This window comes from Micromonospora globbae (genome assembly GCF_036184225.1).
Classification (GTDB): Bacteria; Actinomycetota; Actinomycetes; order Mycobacteriales; family Micromonosporaceae; genus Micromonospora; species Micromonospora globbae.
This window is the reverse complement of record NZ_CP108084.1, coordinates 2825001-2842427: the sequence shown is the minus strand read 5'-3', so window position 1 is coordinate 2842427 and position 17427 is coordinate 2825001. Positions and strand designations below refer to the sequence as shown.

15 protein-coding genes are annotated in these 17427 nt (G+C 72.6%); 10 read left to right on the top strand and 5 right to left on the bottom strand.

What is annotated here, in order from left to right; translation table 11 throughout:
- Nucleotides 1–77 precede the first annotated feature (77 nt).
- The 10 genes from OG994_RS12470 to OG994_RS12425 all read left to right on the top strand — a co-directional run bounded on the left by OG994_RS12470 (nucleotide 78) and on the right by OG994_RS12425 (nucleotide 11205).
- Complete coding sequence (locus OG994_RS12470) at nucleotides 78–923, top strand: metalloregulator ArsR/SmtB family transcription factor (RefSeq protein ID WP_328853337.1); 846 nt, start codon at nucleotides 78–80, stop codon at nucleotides 921–923.
- Nucleotides 920–1522, top strand: coding sequence for a dihydrofolate reductase family protein (locus OG994_RS12465; protein WP_328853336.1), 603 nt, complete (start codon nucleotides 920–922; stop codon nucleotides 1520–1522). The genes OG994_RS12470 and OG994_RS12465 overlap by 4 nt, the downstream gene beginning before the upstream one ends.
- A gap of 368 nt (nucleotides 1523–1890) precedes the next feature.
- Complete coding sequence (locus OG994_RS12460) at nucleotides 1891–2586, top strand: hypothetical protein (protein ID WP_328853335.1); 696 nt, start codon at nucleotides 1891–1893, stop codon at nucleotides 2584–2586.
- Nucleotides 2587–2751: 165 nt separating this feature from the next.
- The gene (locus OG994_RS12455; RefSeq protein ID WP_328853334.1) at nucleotides 2752–5913 is read left to right on the top strand and encodes an AfsR/SARP family transcriptional regulator; all 3162 of its coding nucleotides are present in this window, start codon (nucleotides 2752–2754) and stop codon (nucleotides 5911–5913) included.
- 193 nt (nucleotides 5914–6106) lie between these two features.
- A complete protein-coding gene (locus OG994_RS12450) occupies nucleotides 6107–6286 on the top strand; it encodes a hypothetical protein (protein WP_328853333.1) in 180 nt (59 codons plus the stop codon).
- Nucleotides 6287–6366: 80 nt separating this feature from the next.
- Nucleotides 6367–6996, top strand: a complete 630-nt coding sequence (locus tag OG994_RS12445) for a MauE/DoxX family redox-associated membrane protein (RefSeq protein ID WP_328853332.1) — start codon at nucleotides 6367–6369, stop codon at nucleotides 6994–6996.
- Nucleotides 6944–7486 carry a TlpA family protein disulfide reductase gene (locus OG994_RS12440; RefSeq protein ID WP_328853331.1) on the top strand — a complete coding sequence of 181 codons (543 nt, stop codon included), beginning with the start codon at nucleotides 6944–6946 and terminating at the stop codon, nucleotides 7484–7486. Before OG994_RS12445 ends, OG994_RS12440 begins: the two co-directional genes overlap by 53 nt.
- Nucleotides 7486–9369 (top strand): ABC transporter ATP-binding protein, encoded by a 1884-nt coding sequence (locus OG994_RS12435; RefSeq protein ID WP_328853330.1) that lies wholly within the window; start codon nucleotides 7486–7488, stop codon nucleotides 9367–9369. The genes OG994_RS12440 and OG994_RS12435 overlap by 1 nt, the downstream gene beginning before the upstream one ends.
- Nucleotides 9366–9836, top strand: a complete 471-nt coding sequence (locus OG994_RS12430) for a S26 family signal peptidase (RefSeq protein WP_328853329.1) — start codon at nucleotides 9366–9368, stop codon at nucleotides 9834–9836. Before OG994_RS12435 ends, OG994_RS12430 begins: the two co-directional genes overlap by 4 nt.
- A gap of 397 nt (nucleotides 9837–10233) precedes the next feature.
- Nucleotides 10234–11205 carry a leucine-rich repeat domain-containing protein gene (locus OG994_RS12425; protein ID WP_328853328.1) on the top strand — a complete coding sequence of 324 codons (972 nt, stop codon included), beginning with the start codon at nucleotides 10234–10236 and terminating at the stop codon, nucleotides 11203–11205.
- Between the two features lie 78 nt (nucleotides 11206–11283).
- Here OG994_RS12425 and OG994_RS12420 read toward each other — a convergent pair whose 3' ends face one another.
- Genes OG994_RS12420 through OG994_RS12400 form a run of 5 tightly spaced genes read right to left on the bottom strand, consistent with a single transcriptional unit; the run spans nucleotide 11284 to nucleotide 17403 of the window.
- On the bottom strand, nucleotides 11284–12768 hold the full coding sequence (locus OG994_RS12420) for a CoA-acylating methylmalonate-semialdehyde dehydrogenase (protein ID WP_328853327.1): 1485 nt from the start codon (nucleotides 12766–12768) through the stop codon (nucleotides 11284–11286).
- 32 nt (nucleotides 12769–12800) lie between these two features.
- A complete protein-coding gene (locus tag OG994_RS12415; RefSeq protein ID WP_328853326.1) occupies nucleotides 12801–13685 on the bottom strand; it encodes an HpcH/HpaI aldolase/citrate lyase family protein in 885 nt (294 codons plus the stop codon).
- Nucleotides 13682–15157: a dihydroorotase gene (locus OG994_RS12410; protein WP_328853325.1), complete on the bottom strand. Its 1476-nt coding sequence runs from the start codon at nucleotides 15155–15157 to the stop codon at nucleotides 13682–13684. The genes OG994_RS12415 and OG994_RS12410 overlap by 4 nt, the downstream gene beginning before the upstream one ends.
- Before the next feature lie 19 nt (nucleotides 15158–15176).
- Nucleotides 15177–16574, bottom strand: a complete 1398-nt coding sequence (locus OG994_RS12405) for an MmgE/PrpD family protein (protein ID WP_328853324.1) — start codon at nucleotides 16572–16574, stop codon at nucleotides 15177–15179.
- Nucleotides 16567–17403, bottom strand: a complete 837-nt coding sequence (locus OG994_RS12400; RefSeq protein ID WP_328853323.1) for a cyclase family protein — start codon at nucleotides 17401–17403, stop codon at nucleotides 16567–16569. The genes OG994_RS12405 and OG994_RS12400 overlap by 8 nt, the downstream gene beginning before the upstream one ends.
- Nucleotides 17404–17427 lie beyond the last annotated feature (24 nt).

Below are 17427 nucleotides of genomic sequence, written 5' to 3'. Positions count from 1 at the left end.
CCGATCGAGACGCCGCCCGACAGGCCGAGCGGAATATTCCTTGACAGGAATATTCCGCTCAGCGAATACTCGTCGGCATGGACGTACTCCTCACCGCGCTGGCCGACCCGGCGCGCTGGCGACTCGTGAGCCTGCTGGCCGAACGGCCCCGCCCGGTCGGCGTCCTCGCCCAGCTCGCCGGGGCGCGCCAGCCGCAGACGACCAAGCACCTGCAGACCCTTGAGCGCGCCGGCGTCGTCACCTCCCAACGCACCGGCCAGCGCCGCATCTACGCGCTGCGGCCTGCTGCCCTGCGGGAACTGGCGGCTACGCTCAGCCGGCTCGCCGACACCGCCGACCAGGCCGGCGGCCCGCGCGAGACCTACGACCGTTACGGGCGCAGCCTCCACACCGAACGCGCCCGCGCGGGCGAGTCGGGGTGGGCCGACGGCCGCTCGTTCACGTTCCTCCGGTCGCTGACGGCGCACCCCGAGCTGGTCTGGCGGCACCTGACCGACACCGCCCTGCTCGCCCGCTGGTGGACACCCGACGACCTCCGCGTCTGCGAGCTCGTCTTCGAGGCGCGACCAGGTGGACGGATCATCCTGGAGTACCGAGACATCGAGGACACCGACGGCTCCGACCAGATCGCCGGGCGCGGAACGGGAACCGTCGACGACGTACGCCCCGGCGAGCGCCTCGCCTACCGGCTCTCCCCACTGCTTCCCGACGGCGGCCTCGCCTTCACCGCCCACGTCGACCTCAACCTGCGGTCCACCGACACCGGCACGGACCTCGACGTCCACTACCGGATCACCGACAGCACAGTCGACTCCGCGGACTTCATCGCAGGAATCGAGATCGGCTTCGGCCAGAGCCTCGACAAGCTCGCGGCGATCCTCGCCGCCGACCCGCACAACACCGACACGAGGAGCACGACATGACAGCGCAGACCGCCGGCCGCAGAGTCGTCACCAACATGAGCCTCTCACTCGACGGCCACTACGCCGGACCGGACGACCCGCGCGACATGGGCTGGGTGATGCCCTACGCCGTCACCGACGTCGCCCGCGACCACCTGACCAGCCTCTGGGAGCCGGCGACGACGGCACTGCTCGGGCGGGTCAACGCCGAGGGATTCCTCGGCTTCTGGCCCACCGTCATCGGCATGACCGGTGCCGACCCGCGCGACGAGGGCTTCGCGAGGTGGCTCGTCGACACCGACAAGGTCGTCCTCTCCACCACCCTCACCGAGGCGCCATGGGAACGGACGACGCTTGTCGACAAGCCGACCGCCGAGGTGGTCGCGGACCTCAAGACGACCGAGGGCGGCGACATTCTCGTGCTCTCCAGCGCGAGCGTCATCAAGGCGCTGCTGGCTGCCGACATGGTGGACAGGCTGGCGATCACGATCTTTCCGATCTTCCTCGGCGGTGGACCGCGCCTGTTCGACGACGGCCTGCCCGCAGGGACGTGGGCACTGGTCAGTCAGACCGCGGGCGAGCACGGCACGCTGGCTCTCGTCTACGACCGGGTCCGCTGAGCGGGTACCGAGACCGATGAGCCGGCCGCGTGTGCGGCCGGCTCCGCCTCGGATTGGCGCGGCTGATCGACTCCACCGACCGGACCCCGTGCGTGGCTGGTCGGTGACGCCGGCGCGGTGTTGCTGGCTGCCGCGACGGATACAGGCGGCAGCGTATGGAGCGGCCTGGTCACGCGTCGCCATGCCGGAGCTGTCGATGGGCTCCGGCGCGCCGGCGTGGGGGAGTACCACCACGAACGTAGCGCCGCCGCCGCCGCTACGCGCCGGGGCGTACGGCAGGTGCCGCTCCGGCGCGGACGGCAGCCGACGGCCCACGACGGCACGATCGAGCCCCACAGTCTTCCGGATCGGGAAAGGGGTTGGTTCACGTGCGACGGTGGGCTTGGTTCGGCCCGGCGTTCGTGGTCGCCTTCGTAGCCAGCATCGTGGTCGGCGGCGCGCTGGCGACCGGCGACGCGCTGTATCTGCCCGACGCGTCGGTGGCGGACCTGCGCACCTTCTACGGGCACAACCTGCCCGCCGTCGTCGCGCAGAGCGCACTCCAGGTGCTCGCCGCCGTGGCCCTGTACCTGTTCGGGCGCGGGCTGCACCGCAGCCTGTGGCCGGACCGCCTGGACGGGCTGGACCGGCTGGGCCGGGTGGCCGCCTGGGGTAACGCGGCCGCGGCCGGTTTTCTGCTGCTGTCCGTCCTCACGTCGGTCGCCCTGGCCGCCGTGGCCGAACGGGCCGGCGCGGGCGTCGTGTCCGCGCTCGGCACGGCGACCCTGCTGTGTGGGGGAGCGCTGCACCTCGCCGGCCTCGCCGTGTTCGTCACCGCGTCCTCCGTGGCCGGCCTGCGCCGTCGCACCCGCGGCCGGTGGGTGTTCCGCTACGGGCGCTGGGCCGGGCCGCTGGTCGCCGTGTCCGTGGTGTCGATCGTGTGGCCGCCGCTGCTGAGGCTCGAACCGCTGTGGCGGCTGGTGGCGATCGTCTGGATCGTCGGCGTGACCGTGGCGGCACTGCGGAACGGCCTCGACCGGACGCCTCGGGCGGCCGGGCGGGCTGTCACTTCTCATCCATCCTGACCGAGCCCGGTCGCGCGCCACAACGAGGCTCCGTGCCCTTCGCATCGAGAACCGTGGTGAGTCGGCGCAGTTTCCATGGCGTCGGAGGGCTGGTCCGAACGATCGGTCGGGCCCTCTGACGTTTGGGGGACCCCGCCCGCCCCGCCCGCCGCTACGCTGTGCGCGTTGACCATCAAGGATGGTGCCGCCGAGGCGGCCCTGCGCTGCCGTTGTCTCGGCGTGATGGAGGTGCGGGGCGGGGACGGCTGGCGGACGGTCCGCGGCGCGAGACTGAGGTCCCTGCTCGCCGCCCTGGTGCTGCACTGCGGCGCGGAGGTTTCGCCGGACCAACTGGTGGCGCAGGTGTGGGGCGGGTCGGCGCCGGCCTCGGCCCGGTCCCTGGTGCGCGGGTACGTGATGTCCCTGCGCCGGGCGTTCGGGCCCGACGGCGCGGCGATCGTTGCCGGCCGCCGCACCGGCTACCGCTTCGCGCTGCCCCGGGACTCGGTCGACAGCTACCGCTTCGAACGGCTGTGCGCCGAGGGCCGGGCGGCGCTGCGCGCCGGTGAGCTGTGGCGGTCCCGGCAGGTCCTCGCCGAGGCGCTCGGGCTCTGGAGCGGCCCGGCGCTGCCCGACACGCCCCGCAACCCGTCGCTGGCGGCCTACGCCGCGCGTCTGGAGGAACTGCGGCTCGTCGCGTTGGAGGGCCGGATCGAGGCGGACCTGCACCTGCACCGGCACCGCGAGATCCTCGGTGAGCTGCGACAACTGGTGGACGAGCATCCGGGCCGGGAACGCCTGGTGGCACAGTGGATGCGCGCGCTGTACGCCGACGGCCGGCGGGCGGAGGCGCTGGACGCGTACCTGCACGCCCGGCAGCGGCTGGTCGGCGAGTTCGGCATCGAACCGGGGCCCGAGCTGCGCCGCGTACACCAGAGCATCCTCTCCGCCGACGGCCTGGGCGATCCCGAACCGCCGCGTCACCCGACCGCTGGAGGGACCACCCGCGACGCCCGCCGGCCCGCCGGCCCGCCGTCTCCCGCGCCCGCGGTCGCCGAAGCGGACCGTACGCCGCCGGGGGAGCCACGCCGACCGTGGCAGACACCGGCCGACATCGCGGACTTCATCGGCCGCGAGCGGGAACTGGCCGAGTGTGAGCGCTGGCTCGGGTCGCCCGGGACGGCGGCGCTACGGGTCGTGGCGATCTGCGGCCGGGCGGGTGTCGGCAAGAGCACGCTCGCCGTGCGCCTGGCACACCGGCTACAACCGACCTACCCCGACGGCCAGCTCTACGCCGACCTGCGCAGCGACAGCCAGCCGGCGCGCCCCGCCGACGTGCTCGGCACCTTCCTGCGCGGACTCGGGGTGCCCGGGGTGTCGATTCCCGAGGACACCGACGAGCGGGTGGCGATGTTCCGCAGCCTCCTGGCCGACCGGCGGCTGCTGGTCGTCCTCGACAACGCCGTCGACGAGCGGCAGGTACGGCCGCTGCTGCCCGGAGGTCCCGGCTGCGCGGTCCTGGTGACCAGCCGGGCCCGCCTGTCGGCGCTGGCCGGGGCGCACCTGCTCAACCTCGACGTCTTCCCGGTGGAGTCCGCGCTCGCCCTGCTCGAACGCAGCGTCGGCGCGCCGCGGTTCCGGGCCGAGCGGGCCGCCGCCAGGGAGCTGATCGGCCTCTGCGGTCACCTGCCGCTGGCGGTCCGGATCCTGGCCGCGCGGGTCGCGGCGAGCCCGCACACACCGCTGTCCTGGTTCGTCGACCAGCTGACCGACGAGCGGCGTCGCCTGGACGAACTCCGCGTCGGCGACCTCGACGTGCGGGCCAGCATCGGCTCCGGGCTGCGCGCGATGGCCGAGCCCGAACATCGTGTGCTGCGCCGGCTGGCGTTGTTCGACGCGCCCGACGTACCGGCGTGGGTGGCCGCGGCCGCCGCGGACCTCGCGCCGGCGGAGGCCGAGGCCGCGATGCGCGCACTGGTGGCACGGCGTCTGCTCGACGATGCCGGCGTGGATCGGTGCGGGCAGCTCCGGTACCGGTTCCATCCTCTGGTCCGGCTCTTCGCCCGGGAACGCGCGGAACGGGAGCCGGCGGGGGAACGCGCGGCGGCGGTGGACCGGGTACTGGCGGGCTGGCTCACCGTGGCCCGGCACGCCGACCGCCACGCGCCGGCCCGGACCCTCGCCGCCGTCGACGCGCCGGCACCGGCCTGGCCGGTGCCGGAGTCGGTCCTGCGGATCGCCGAGCGCGATCCGTTCGGCTGGTTCGAGGCGGAAGCGCCGGCGCTGATGGCGACCGTGCTCCAGGCCGCCGCGGCCGGACGGTCCGGCGCGGCCTGGCGCCTGGCCGCCGCCGCCCACTGCTACTACGAGCTGCGCAACATGTACGACGACGGGCAGCGGACGCACGAGACGGCGCTGGCGGCCTGCCAGGCCGCCGGCGACGAGCTCGGCACGGCCGTCCTGCGCCGCAACCTGGCCGACCTGTTCAGCTCGAAGCCCGGGTCGGACGTGGAGGTCAAGCTCGGGCACGCGACGGCGGCAGGGGAGCTGTTCCGCCGGCTGGGCGAGCGGCGGGGCGAGGCGGACGCGTGGTACCTGTGCGCGTCCGTGCACCGGACCCGGGGGGAGCACCAGGCCGCGGTGCGCTGCCTGGCGACCAGCTACCGCCTCGCTCGCCAGGCCGGATACCGCCTGGGTGTGCTGCACGTCTGGCAGCAGCTGGCCATCCTGCGCCGGCAGCAGGGCCGGCTCGGCGAGGCGCTGAGCGACGCCCGGATCGCCCAGTCCCTCGCCGCAGAGCTGCACAGCGCGCGGGACCGCAGCGTGGTGCTCGGCCTCATCGGGGCGATCCACCGGGACCGGCGCGAGGTGGGTCTGGCCGAGGCCGCGTTCACCGAGGCGATCGCGATCGCGGAACAGACCGCCGACCCGCTCCAGCTCGCCTTCCTCTACGGCCATCTCGGCGGACTCTACGCCGACCAGGGGCATCCGCAGGCCCGGTCCACGCTTGTGCACGGCCTGGCGCTGAGCCGGGCCGGCCACTCGTTGTTCGGGCAGGCGCTCGCGCTGCACGCCCTCGGCCGGCTGGACCTGGCCGCTGCCGACACCGACCGGGCCGTCGCCCGGCTCTCCGAGGCCGCCGCGCTCTACCGCCGCTGCGAGCACCGGTACGCCGAGGCGAAGGTCCTCGCCACGCTCGCCCAGGCCCTGGCGGTTGCCGGCGACCCGGCCCGGGCCGACGACGTACGCGAGCAGGCGGTGCGCCTGCTGCGGCGGTTGGGCAACCACACCGAGGCGGAGTCGGTGGCGGGTGCGTCCGCCGCACCGCCGACGCGGCCGCGACCGTAGAGATTGCGTAGAGCCACCGTAGAAACCGGCGCTGACCTGCGAATCCTTCGTTTGTTGTGTGCTGTGGAAGCGCCGTAACGTGCTGTCTCGCCGGATGGGCAACGGTCGATAGCGTCCGGTCCGGCGCTGTCCCGGGTGGACGGCGTGCCTCGTGGCGCCGCCATCTGCCCCACCCATCGATCAAGGAGAGCCGATGAGCATCGGACGACTCGCTGACAAGCTCCTGTCCCTGGTGGTGCCGAGGATGAACGCATCCGCCGCGATGCAGACGACGTGCATGTACTGCAGCAGCACCTACTCGAAGCTCTGCCGGCGCGACTGCATCCAGGGCGTCTGTGAGCCGTGGGGCTGCAGCAGCTGCGGAACCTGCTGACCGATGCCGGGGCGGACGCCCGGTGACCGCCGGGCCGTCCGCCCCGGCCAGGACGGCGCCATGGGACCAACGGGAAGGGCATGCAGGTGCGCTACGTCGCGGTGAGTTGTCTGGTCACGCTGGCCGTCGTGTTCACGGTCTCGGCGTTCAGCAAGCTGCGTGGCCGGTCCGCGTACGACGCCTTCGTCGCCGCCACCGGCCGGCTGGTGCCCGTCGGCTGGCTGCCCGCCGGTCCGGTCGCGGCGGCAGTCCTCGGCGCCGAACTGGCGGTACCGCTGGTGCTGCCGGTGCGGCCCGTCGCCGGGCTGGCGCTGGCCGCCGGACTGCTCGTGGCGTTCTGCGTCGGGATCCTGCGCGCGCTGCGACGCGGGGTACGTGCCTCGTGCCGCTGCTTCGGCGCCTCCGGCGCCCCGCTGGGCCGGCGCCACGCCGGGCGGGCCGCCGCCCTCGCCGTCCTCGCGCTCGTCGGGGCGGCCGCGGCCGGTGCGGCGTCGGGTCCGGACCTGATCGCCGGCGCCCGGCCGGAGGCCGTCGCGCTCGCCGTCGGTGCCGCCGCCGTGCTCGCCCTGCTCACGCTCACGTTCGACGACCTCGTAGACCTCTTCGCGCCTGGCCCGGTGCCGGCCCGGGACGCGACCGTACCGAAGGGATCCCCGGATGCCCGTGCTGGTCACCGCGACCGTGCTCCTCGGACTGCTCACCCTGGTTAACCTCCTGCTGATCCTCGGCGTGGTGCGACGGCTGCGGGAACACACCGAGCTGTTGTCCCGGTCCTCGCCCCGCGACGACGCGCGGATCCTGCCGGTCGGGGCGACCGTGGGTGACTTCACCGCCACCACGACCGACGGCCACCCGGTGTCGCGGGACACGCTCGGCGGCGAGACACTCGTCGGCTTCTTCAGCCCCGGCTGCGACGCGTGTGAGGCGCTGCTGCCCGAATTCATCGAGCGGGCCGCGACGGCGCCGCGGGGACGGGCCGGTGTGCTGGCGGTGGTGGAGGCGGAGCAGTCCGCCGCGCAGCCGTACGTCGCCATGTTGTCGCCGGTCGCCCGCGTGGTGCGGCAAGAGCCCGGCACGCCGGGACTGATCGCCGCCCTCGGCGTCCGGGCGCTGCCCGCCGTCTACCTGCTCGACGGCCAGGGGCGGGTCACCGCAAGCGGTCACGGGCTCGACGGACTTCCGGTCCCGGCGCACGCCTGATGTCCTCGGGTCGGGACCACCACACCGCACGCGCCGCCCGGCGGCCGCTGCTCGCCGCCGCCGCGACGGCCACCGGACTCGCGTGGAAAGGCGCCCGTGGCGGGGTGCTGATGCTGGGCGTGGCCGCCGTGCTCGGTGGTGTCGCCCCGGTCCTGGTCGCCTGGCTCACCCGGGCCGTCCTGGACGGGATCGGCGGCGGCACCCCCGTCTCCGAACTGGTCGCCCTCGGTGCCGGGCTGGCGCTCACCGGCGTCCTGTCGGCGCTGCTGCCGCAGCTCGAACAGTACCTGCGGGCCGAGGTGGATCGGTCGGCGAGCCGGCTGGGGGTGGAACGTCTGCACGCCGCGGTAGACCGGTTCATCGGGCTCGGCCGGTTCGAGGATCCGCACTTCCTGGACCGGCTCCGCCTCGCCGGGGACTCGGTCCGCTCGCCCGCCGAGATCGTCGCGGCCGCGCTGGCCGTCGCCCGCGGCCTGCTCGTGCTGGCCGGTTTCCTGGTGTCGCTGCTGATGCTCAGCCCGGTGATGGCGTTGGTCGTGGTCGCCGCCGCCGGGCCCACGCTCCTGGCCGAGCTGGCCCTCTCCCGGCGGCGGGCGGGGATGACGCTGGACATCACCCCGGCCGAGCGCCGGGAGCTGTTCTACAACAACCTGCTCACCAGTCCGGCGGCGGCGAAGGAGATACGCCTGTTCGGCGCCGGGGGCTTCCTGCGCGCCCGGATGATGGCCGAACGTCGCACCGCGGACCGGGCCCGGCGCGCGACCGACCGGCGTGAGCTGGTCGCCCAGGGCGGCCTCGCGGTGCTCGCCGCCGTGGTGGCCGGTGGCGGCCTGGTCTGGGCCATCCGGTCCGCGCACGCGCACGCGCTGTCGGTCGGCGACGTCTCACTGTTCATCCTCGCCGTCGCCGGCGTGCAGGGCGCCCTGGGCAGCGTGATCAGCGCTCTCGCCGGGGCGCACCACCGGTTGCTGCTCATCGCGCACTACCGGGCGATGATCACCGCGGAGCCGGATCTGCCGGCTCTGGCCGTGTCGCGGCCGGTGCCGCCGTTGCGGCGCGGCATCGAGCTGCGCGACGTGTGGTTCCGGTATGCCGACGGCCACCCCTGGATCCTCAAGGGCGTCAACCTGACCATCCCGGCCGGCACGGCGACCGCGCTGGTCGGTCGTAACGGCGCGGGTAAGAGCACGCTGGTCAAGCTGCTCTGCCGGTTCTACGACCCGACCCGGGGCGCGGTGCTGTGGGACGGCGTGGACCTGCGTGAGCTGGACCCCCGACTGCTGCGGGAACGCATCACCGCCGTGTTCCAGGATTTCGTGGAGTACGACCTGTCGGCCAGCGAGAACATCGGGATCGGCGACGTCGCACGGATCGACGATCCAGGTCCGATCCGGCTCGCGGCCCGCCGCGCCGGCGTCCACGCCGACCTCGTCGCGCTGCCGTACGGCTACGACACGCTGCTGTCGCGGATGTTCATGACCGAGAGCGACCGCGCCGATCCCCGTACCGGGGTGGTGCTCTCCGGCGGGCAGTGGCAGCGTCTGGCGCTGGCCCGGGCCTTCGTCCGGGACGCGCGTGACCTGATGATCCTGGACGAGCCGAGCGCCGGGCTCGACGCGGCGGCTGAGTACGAGGTGCACGCCGGCCTGCGCCGGCACCGGGAGGGTCGCACCAGCGTCCTCATCTCCCACCGGCTGGGCGCGGTACGCGACGCCGACTCCATCGTCGTACTCGACGGGGGAGTGGTGGCGGAGCAGGGCAGCCACGCCGACCTGCTGGCGGCCGACGGCACGTACGCGACCCTGTTCCGGTTGCAGGCGGCCGGATACACCGGCGACGACGACGCTCCCGAGCCTGGCCGGCGGATGGATGTGGTGCCGTGACGGTCCTGGCTGTGGTGTGCGTCGTGGTCGGCGTGCTGGCCGCCGCTCTGGCGGCGGCGGGGTGGTGGGCCCGCCGTCATCTGGTGGTGGTCACGGTGCGGGGGTCCAGCATGCAGCCGACGTTCCAGCACGGCGACCGGGTCCTGGTCCGCCGGGCACCGATCACCGCCGTCCGGTCCGGGCAGGTGGTGGTCGTCGCCGCCGGCCGTCCGGTCGGTCCGCGGCCACCCGACGACCCGCTGTGGATGATCAAACGGTTGCGGGCGGTTCCGGGAGATCCGGTGCCCCGGGGGGAGGTGCCGGCGCTGGCGTCGGTGCCGGAGCAGACGGTGCCCGCGGGCCGGTTGGTGGCCCTCGGCGACAACCCGGAGGGCTCCGACTCGCGGCAACTCGGCTACTTCCACGCCGCGAATCTGCTGGGTGTGGTCACCCTTCGCCTGGCCAGGGCACCGCTCGGCGGCGGCTGAGGCGACGTGCCGGCGCGGCCGAGGGACTGCCGTCGATTCCGGCCGCAGCTCTGCGGTGCTCACTGGACCCAGTGAGCATTCTCCAAAGTGCGCGTCGAGCGGCTGATCTGGTGCCAGCAGTACGGCAGCAAAACCGCGCCGACCGAACGGAGCCGAGAAGGGTGCTCGCCGTGACTTGAGCATTGGGCTGCCTCCGCACCGGAACTAGGTGAGCGGCCAAGCGGACAGCCAAACGGGCGAACAGCAGTCGACCATCTCGCGCGCTGATGGTGCCTTAACGCGACCACATTGATGTGAGCCTACCTGTGTACGCGCCCTCGTCGACATCGTCATATGGTCACTCAGAGTCGCGTTCGAGCGATGCCTTTCCAGATGAGGGGCGGCAGTGGGATCAACCGTGGTGGGCGGTGTGGTGGAGGTGCGTCGCCCCGTCGACGTCGGGCAGCTGCGGGTCTGGCTGGGCGACGCGAACGTCGTGCAGTTCAGTGAGCCGCTGACCGGCGCGGAGTACCGGTCGCTGGCCGGGCTGTTGGCGGAGCATCCGAGGGTTCCGTTGCGGGTCTACGGGTTCGATCACGGGCTTGCGACGCTCCGGTTCCTGCGCTGGTTTCCGCACGTGCGGCGGTTCAGCGTCGCGGGCCTGCATCATCTGGCTGATCTGGCTCCGTTGGATCAGTTGAGCGCGGATGTCGAGTCACTCGACATCGGCGAGACACGCAAGCCTCTCGACCTCGCCCCTCTTGCCGGCTTTCGGCGCCTTCGCCGGCTCAGGGTCGTGGCTCACCGGCGGGGCCTGGCCGAGCTGCTGCACGCCAACCCGGGACTGCGGGAACTGTCGCTGTGGCGCCTTCCCGTCGACCGCGTCCTGCCCGTGGTCGTCCTGCCTGACCTTCGGTCCCTGGCGTTGACCCTCGGCTCGCTGGCCGACAGCGAGTGGCTCGCCCAGATCCCTGCGCTCCGCTACCTGGCCCTGCGCCGGGTGGGCGCGCTCAACGACCTCGGCCCGGTGACGCGCCTGCCGGCGCTGCGGTGGCTGTGGCTGGAGGCGCTGACCGTCGAACGGCTTCCCGACTTCCGGTCCAGCACCATGCTGTCGCGCGTCGACTGCGTCGACATGCATCGTCTCCGGCACTCGGCGTCCCTGCGGGGTCTCGCCGCCGCGCCGCAGTTGCGGGAGCTGAGGGTCGTCGCGTTTCAGCTAGCAGTCGATGCGGTCGTTCCCTTCGCCGATCACCCGACACTCCAGCGTGCCTGGCTGGGGCTGGGCGGCGAACGCCGCGACCGCGAGGCCCGAAACGTCGTGCGGTTGCCGCCACCGCGCGCCGACAGGGAGTTCGCCGCAGCGTACGAGCTGACCCGTATCCTGTGATCTGGCCGCCGGTCCAACCGGGGGCGTTCGGAACCTGGGCGATCCGGCGCGGGACACCATCGATCCGGCCAGTAGGACTCAGGTGGTGACCGGGAAGGCCAGTTCGAGGCCGCGGCGATTCTCCGTCCAGCGTGTGGTGACGACCTTGGCGCGGGTGAAGAAATGTACGCCCTCAGTGCCATGCGCGTGCACGTCGCCGAAGAGCGAGGCCTTCCAGCCGCCGAACGAGTAGTAGGCCATCGGTACCGGGACCGGGACGTTGACTCCCACCATGCCGACCTGTACCTCCCGGCAGAACCGCCGGGCTGTGCCGCCGTCGCCGGTGAAGATCGCGGTGCCGTTGCCATAGGGGTTGGCGTTGATCAGCGCGACGCCCTCCTCGTACGAGGCCACCCGGACGACCGAGAGCACCGGGCCGAAGATCTCGTCGGTGTAGACGGACATGCCGGGCTCGACGTTGTCGAGCAGGGTCGGGCCGACGAAGAAGCCTTCCCCGTCGGCGTCGTAGGTGTCGTTGCGCCCGTCGACGACCACGCGCGCGCCGGCTGCCGCCCCGGCGGCGACGTACGCCGCCACCCGGTCCCGCGAGGCGGCCGAGACCAGCGGACCCATGTCGCAGCCGCGTCGTCCGTCTCCGGTGCGCAGCTTGCGTGCCCGCTCGGCGATCCGCTCGACCAACGGGTCGGCCACGTCGCCGACGGCGACGACCACCGAGATCGCCATGCAGCGCTGGCCGGCTGAGCCGAACCCCGCGTTGACGGCCTGGTCGGCGGCGTGGTCGAGGTCGGCGTCGGGCAGCACCAGCATGTGGTTCTTGGCGCCACCGAGGGCCTGGACCCGTTTGCCGTGGCGGCTGGCGGTTTCGTGGACGTACGTCGCCACTGGGGTGGAGCCGACGAACGACACGGCTGCCACATCGGGGTGCGCGAGCAGGGCGTCGACGGCTTCCTTGTCGCCGTTGACGACGTTGAAGACGCCGTCGGGCAGCCCGGCCTCCTTCCAGAGCCGGGCCAGCCACAGGGCGGCGGAGGGCACCTTCTCGCTGGGCTTGAGTACGACGGTGTTTCCGGCCGCGATCGCGATCGGGAAGAACCACAGGGGGACCATCGCCGGGAAGTTGAACGGGCTGATGATCACCACCGGGCCGACCGGCTGTCGCAGCGAGTGCACGTCGACTGCGGTTGAGGCGTTCTCGGTGAATCCGCCCTTGAGCAGGTGTGGCATGCCGCAGGCGAACTCGACGACCTCCCGTCCGCGGGCGACCTCGCCGCGGGCATCGTCGAGGACCTTGCCGTGCTCGGCGGTGATGATGGCGGCCAGTTCGTCCGAGCGCGCGTTGAGGAGTTCGCGGAACCGGAACAGCACCGCCGTGCGGCGGGCGAGCGAGGTGTCGGCCCAGCCGGGGAATGCGGTTGTCGCGGCCCTTACGGCGTCGTCGACCACGGCGCGGTCGGCCAGGGCGACCCGAGCGGTCTCGGCGCCGGTGGCCGGATTGGTCACCGGGGCGGTGCGGCCGGTGGCCGGCCGCTCGGCGCCGGAGATCCAGTGCGAGACGATGGTCATGGTGGGGCGACTCCCGGTCTGGGTGAGGGTGGTCAGGACGGGTTACCGAGGCGCTGGCGGACGTGGGTGTGGACGGCGAGGGTGCGCTGGGCGCCGCGGATCATGGCGGGGTCGACCATTCGGCCGGTCGTGGTGACCGCGACGGCGCGGCCGCTGGCCTCGGCGGTGGCGAGGCTGTCGAGCAGTTCCTCGGCGGCGGCGACCTCTTCGGTGCTCGGCGCGAAGCCCGAGAGGATCGGCTCGATCTGCTTCGGGTGGATCGCGGTACGGCCGAGGAAGCCCATTGCCCGGCCGGTGCGGCAGGAGGCGACCAGCCCGTCGGTGTCGGCGAGGTCGGTCCAGGCCGACATCATCGGTGCGGGTAGGCCGGCGGCTCGGGCGGCGACCACCACCCGCGAGCGGGACCAGGCGAGGCCGGCGTCGGCGGTGACGCCGAGATCGCTGCGGAGGTCCGCCTCGCCGAGTGCGAGCGCGGCGACCTGCGGGGCGGTGGCGATCGCCGCCGCGGCCTCGACACCGGCGGCCGATTCCAGCAGGGCGTGCACGGGGACCGGCCCGAGCGCGGCGACGACCCGCGCGACGTCGGCCGGCGACTCGACCTTGGGTACGCGCACCGAGTGGAGCCCGGTGACGCAGGCCAGGGCCGCCAGGTCGGCGTCCCCTGCCGCGGTGCCGACCGCGTTGATCCGCACCGACACCCGGGTGCGGGATGTCGGGTGGAGCGCGCTGAGCCAGTCGCGCGCCGCCGCCCGCGCGTCGTCCTTGCCGGTCGCTGGGACGGCGTCCTCGAGGTCGAGGATCACCACGTCCGCCGGCGCGGCCAGTGCCTTGTCGTAGCGCGCTGGTCGGTCACCGGGGACGTAGAGGGCGACGAGGTCGAGGGATCCGGCGGGGTCCGTGGTGGCGGTCGGGGTCACGCGCCGGCCCGGCCGGTGGGGCGGTGCAGGTATCGTCCGCGCGGCTCGCCGGTGATGACGCCGTCGGTGAGCACTCGCATGCCGCGCACGAACGTGTCGGTGACGGCGCCGGTCAGCTCGAAGCCCTCGAACGGCGTGTATTCCTGGGCCGAGAGCGAGTCGGCGGCCCTGACGGTCCACAGGCGGTCCGGGTCGAACAGGCACAGGTCGGCGTCGTGGCCCTCCTTGATCGCCCCCTTTGTGGGTAGGCCGTAGCGCTGCGCGGGGTTCCACGAGGTGAGGGCGGCGATGCGGTCCCAGCCGAGGCCGCGCTTGCGTCCCTCGCTGACCAGGGCGGGTAGGAGGTACTCGGCGCCGCCGAAGCCGGACTTGGCGAGGAAGACGTCGTCGCGGTCGTCGCCGAACTTCTGTTCGTCCCGGCAGCAGGCGTGGTCGGAGACGACCCAGTCGAGTTCGCCGGCGAGCAGGTGGCCCCAGAGCGCCTCGACGTCCTCGCGGGGGCGCAGCGGCGGGTTCACCTTGCCACCGATGCCGGACGCTGTGTGGATGTCGGCGATCAGGTGGCCGATGGTGACCTCGCGGCGGAAGTCGATGTGCGGGAATGTCTTGGCCATCAGCAACGCGGCCTCGACGGCCTTGGCCGAGCTGAGGTGCAGCAGGTTGATTCTCGGCAGGCCGGTTTCGTGGGCGAGGTAGGACGCGATCGTGATCGCCAGGCCCTCCGAGTGCGGGGGGCGGGAGGCGGAGTAGGCCTTGAGACCGGTGAGCTGGCTCTCCTCCTCGACCAGCTTGGTGTAGGCCGCCATGATTTCGGCGGTCTCGCAGTGCAGGCTGAGCGAGATGGCCTCGGCCTTGTCTGGGAACTGCTGGCGGGCCTTCTGGATGCCGCGCATCACGAACTCGAAGTGCGCGATGTCGTAGCGCTCGCCCTCGGGGGTCATGAGGAACTTGGACTGGTCTGACGAGCGGCCGTGGAGGCCGTGGCTGCCGTAGAACATGAAGATCTTGAACGAGGTGACGCCGTGCTTGTTGATCAGCGTCGGAATCTCGTCGATGTGTTCCTTGCTCATGGGCGCGAGGTGGAAGGCGTAGTCGATGAAGGCGTTGCCCTCGCAGAGGCCGAGCACCTCGGGGAAGAAGTCGGCGTATGCGCCGCCCTTGTTGAGGTAGTACTGGCCGGTGCGCATGTAGTTCAGGCCGGTGGTGACCCCGCCCTGCGCCGCGGCGCGGCTTTCCGCCTGCGTGTCGACCGCGAGCGGGTTGTAGATGCCCCAGTGCTGGTGGGCGTCGACGACGCCGGGGAAGGCGAGCTTGCCCGCACCGTCGACGACCTGGGCGGCGCCGCTGGTGTCCAGGCCCTCGGCGACGGCGACGATGGTGCCGTCGACCACGCCGATGTCGGCCGGTACGGGCTCAGGCGCGTCGTGCGAGACGACCCGGGTGTTGCGGATGATCAGGTCGTAGTTCGTCATGGTTGTCGTCCTTCCGGGATCACAGGTGCAGGAGGGCGCGCACGTCGGCGACCGTGTCGAGGGTGAGGACGGTGGTGCGCAGCCGCTCGACCTCGGCGGCGGGGAGAACCGCGGAGGCGTTGTCGGCGAACTTGCGTCCGACCTCGTCGTCGGTCAGGGGCCGTTGGTCTCCGCCGCGGTTGGTGAGGACCTCGACGGTCTCGGTACGGCCGCCGCTGAGCCGCGCGGTGAGGACGGCGGGGAACTGGTAGGGAAAGATCGCGTCGCAGCGGGGGTCGGAGACGACGCTCACCTTCGCCATCAGCTCGCGGCGGACCGGGTCGGTCGCGAGTTCGTCGGTGTAGTCCTCCAGGGCCGCGCCCAGGCCGCCGCCGCCGAACAGGCCGACGGTCACGGCGTACGGTGCGGAGAACTGCGCCTGGTATCCGGTCTGGGGTGCACGCTTGATGTCGATCGGTTCGCCGATGGTGCGGATGACCGGGCCCGGGACGCGGACCTCGATGGACTCGACGTCGGTGGGACGTACGCCGCGCTGGCGCAGTTCGGCTGCCGCGTCGATGGTGGTGTGGGTGAAGTGGTTGGCTGGGTAGGGCTTGAAGAAGATGTCCGGCACCGCCCATCTCTCGCCGAGCCCGGCGGTGACCTGGTCGGCGTCGAACGTGCCGTGGAGGAATGCCTGGAAGAAGCCGAATCGGCCTTCGAGGGCCGTCGGCGGGCCGGTGATGCCGCGTCGGGTCAGGTCGGCCGCGGTGACCGCGCTGTGCGCGGCCCAGCCGCAGTGCAGACGCTTTACCGTGCCGCCGGTGCGGTTCGCCTCGATGATGCCGGACGCCATCGACGCGGCCACGCCGAGCGAGGACTGGATGCCGTCGGCGTCGAGTCCGTGCAGCATGGCGGCCGCGACGGCGCCGCCGAGCGCGCCGCAGATCGAGGTGGCGTGTTGGCCGTGCTCGAAGAAGGTGGAGTTGCGGGATTCCTGGTCGTAGCCGGCCATGCCGATGCGCACACAGGTCTCGAGCCCGACGGCCACTGCCGCGACCAGGTCGGCGCCGGAGGCACCCACTTTTTCGGCAGCGGCGAGCGCGGCCGGAACGACACCAGCGCTGGGGTGCAGGACGGACGGCAGATGTGTGTCGTCGTAGTCGAGGGAGTGCGCGAGGGTTCCGTTGACCAGCGCCGCGAGCGCCGCCGGTACGCGGTCCTGCACGCCGATCGCGGTGGCCTCGGGCCGGCCGCCCTGGTCGGTCACGTAGTCCATGACTGCCCGGCTGGAGTCGAGGTGTTGGGCACGCAGGGCCAGGCCCAGCGTGTCGAGGATCCGCAGCCGTGTGCTGGCTACTACGTCGGCCGGCAGGCGGTCCACCTGCGTCTGGGCCGCGAGTTCTGCGATGCGGCGAGAAAGGGTGTGTTCAGCCACGGGAGACCACCGCCAGCGGGCGCACGGGCGAGCCGGTGGCGCCGTAGAGCTTCAACGGCGAGAGCACGAAGGTGAATCGGTGCACGCCGGCGGCCGCGAGGTCGTCGAGGACCATCGTCTCGATGATGTAGATACCGCGTTCGACGAGCAGGACGCGGTGGGCCGGGAGCAGGCCGTGGCCGGCGCCGGGCTTGAGGCGCTCGAAGGCGATGGTGTCGGCGCCTACCGCGTGTGGCCGGTGGTCGGCCAGCCATACCGCGCCGTCTTCGCTCACACCGGGGACGCCGGTTTCGGTGCCGACGTAGGTCGCGTGGTCGTCGAAGTGCCGGCCCCAGCCGCTGCGGATCAGGACGACGTCGCCGGCTTCGATCGGGGTGCCCTGTACCTCGGCGGTGAACTCGAGGTTCGCGGGGGTGATCTCGTATCCGCCGTCGAGGCCTTGTGGTGAGCCGAGGGCGGTCGCCACGTCGAGCAGCACCCCGGGGCGCACCATCGGTTCGATGGTGTGTGCGCCGAGCCGGTCGAAACGGCCGCCGACTGACGCCTCGCGGGCGTCGGTGCCGTCGGCCAGGCGGCCGTCTTGGCTGACGTGCGCCAGCGCGTCGATGTGGGTGCCGACGTGCGTGCCCATCGAGATCATGTCGTTGGCCGCTGAGCCACCGTCGCTGCGGACCATGTCGCCGTGGCGGCGCGGCAGGGCGTGCCAGTAGGGCGGGTGGTTGGGCGACTGCGGCATACCGATGCGCAGGGTGCGGGCGAGATCGTAGATCTCGACGCCCGCGTTGACCGCGGCGATCAGGGGGTCGGCGGTGGCGGCCGGGTGGGGCACGGGTTCTCCTTGCTCGTGGTGACG

What these genes read in the sequence shown, in the direction of transcription:
- OG994_RS12435 (WP_328853330.1), top strand. Translation starts at nt 7,486, where the DNA reads ATGTCCTCGGGTCGGGACCACCACACCGCACGCGCCGCCCGGCGGCCG.
- OG994_RS12440 (WP_328853331.1), top strand. Translation starts at nt 6,944, where the DNA reads ATGCCCGTGCTGGTCACCGCGACCGTGCTCCTCGGACTGCTCACCCTG.
- OG994_RS12410 (WP_328853325.1), bottom strand. Translation starts at nt 15,157, where the DNA reads ATGACGAACTACGACCTGATCATCCGCAACACCCGGGTCGTCTCGCAC.
- OG994_RS12445 (WP_328853332.1), top strand. Translation starts at nt 6,367, where the DNA reads ATGCAGGTGCGCTACGTCGCGGTGAGTTGTCTGGTCACGCTGGCCGTC.
- OG994_RS12450 (WP_328853333.1), top strand. Translation starts at nt 6,107, where the DNA reads ATGAGCATCGGACGACTCGCTGACAAGCTCCTGTCCCTGGTGGTGCCG.
- OG994_RS12420 (WP_328853327.1), bottom strand. Translation starts at nt 12,768, where the DNA reads ATGACCATCGTCTCGCACTGGATCTCCGGCGCCGAGCGGCCGGCCACC.
- OG994_RS12470 (WP_328853337.1), top strand. Translation starts at nt 78, where the DNA reads ATGGACGTACTCCTCACCGCGCTGGCCGACCCGGCGCGCTGGCGACTC.
- OG994_RS12465 (WP_328853336.1), top strand. Translation starts at nt 920, where the DNA reads ATGACAGCGCAGACCGCCGGCCGCAGAGTCGTCACCAACATGAGCCTC.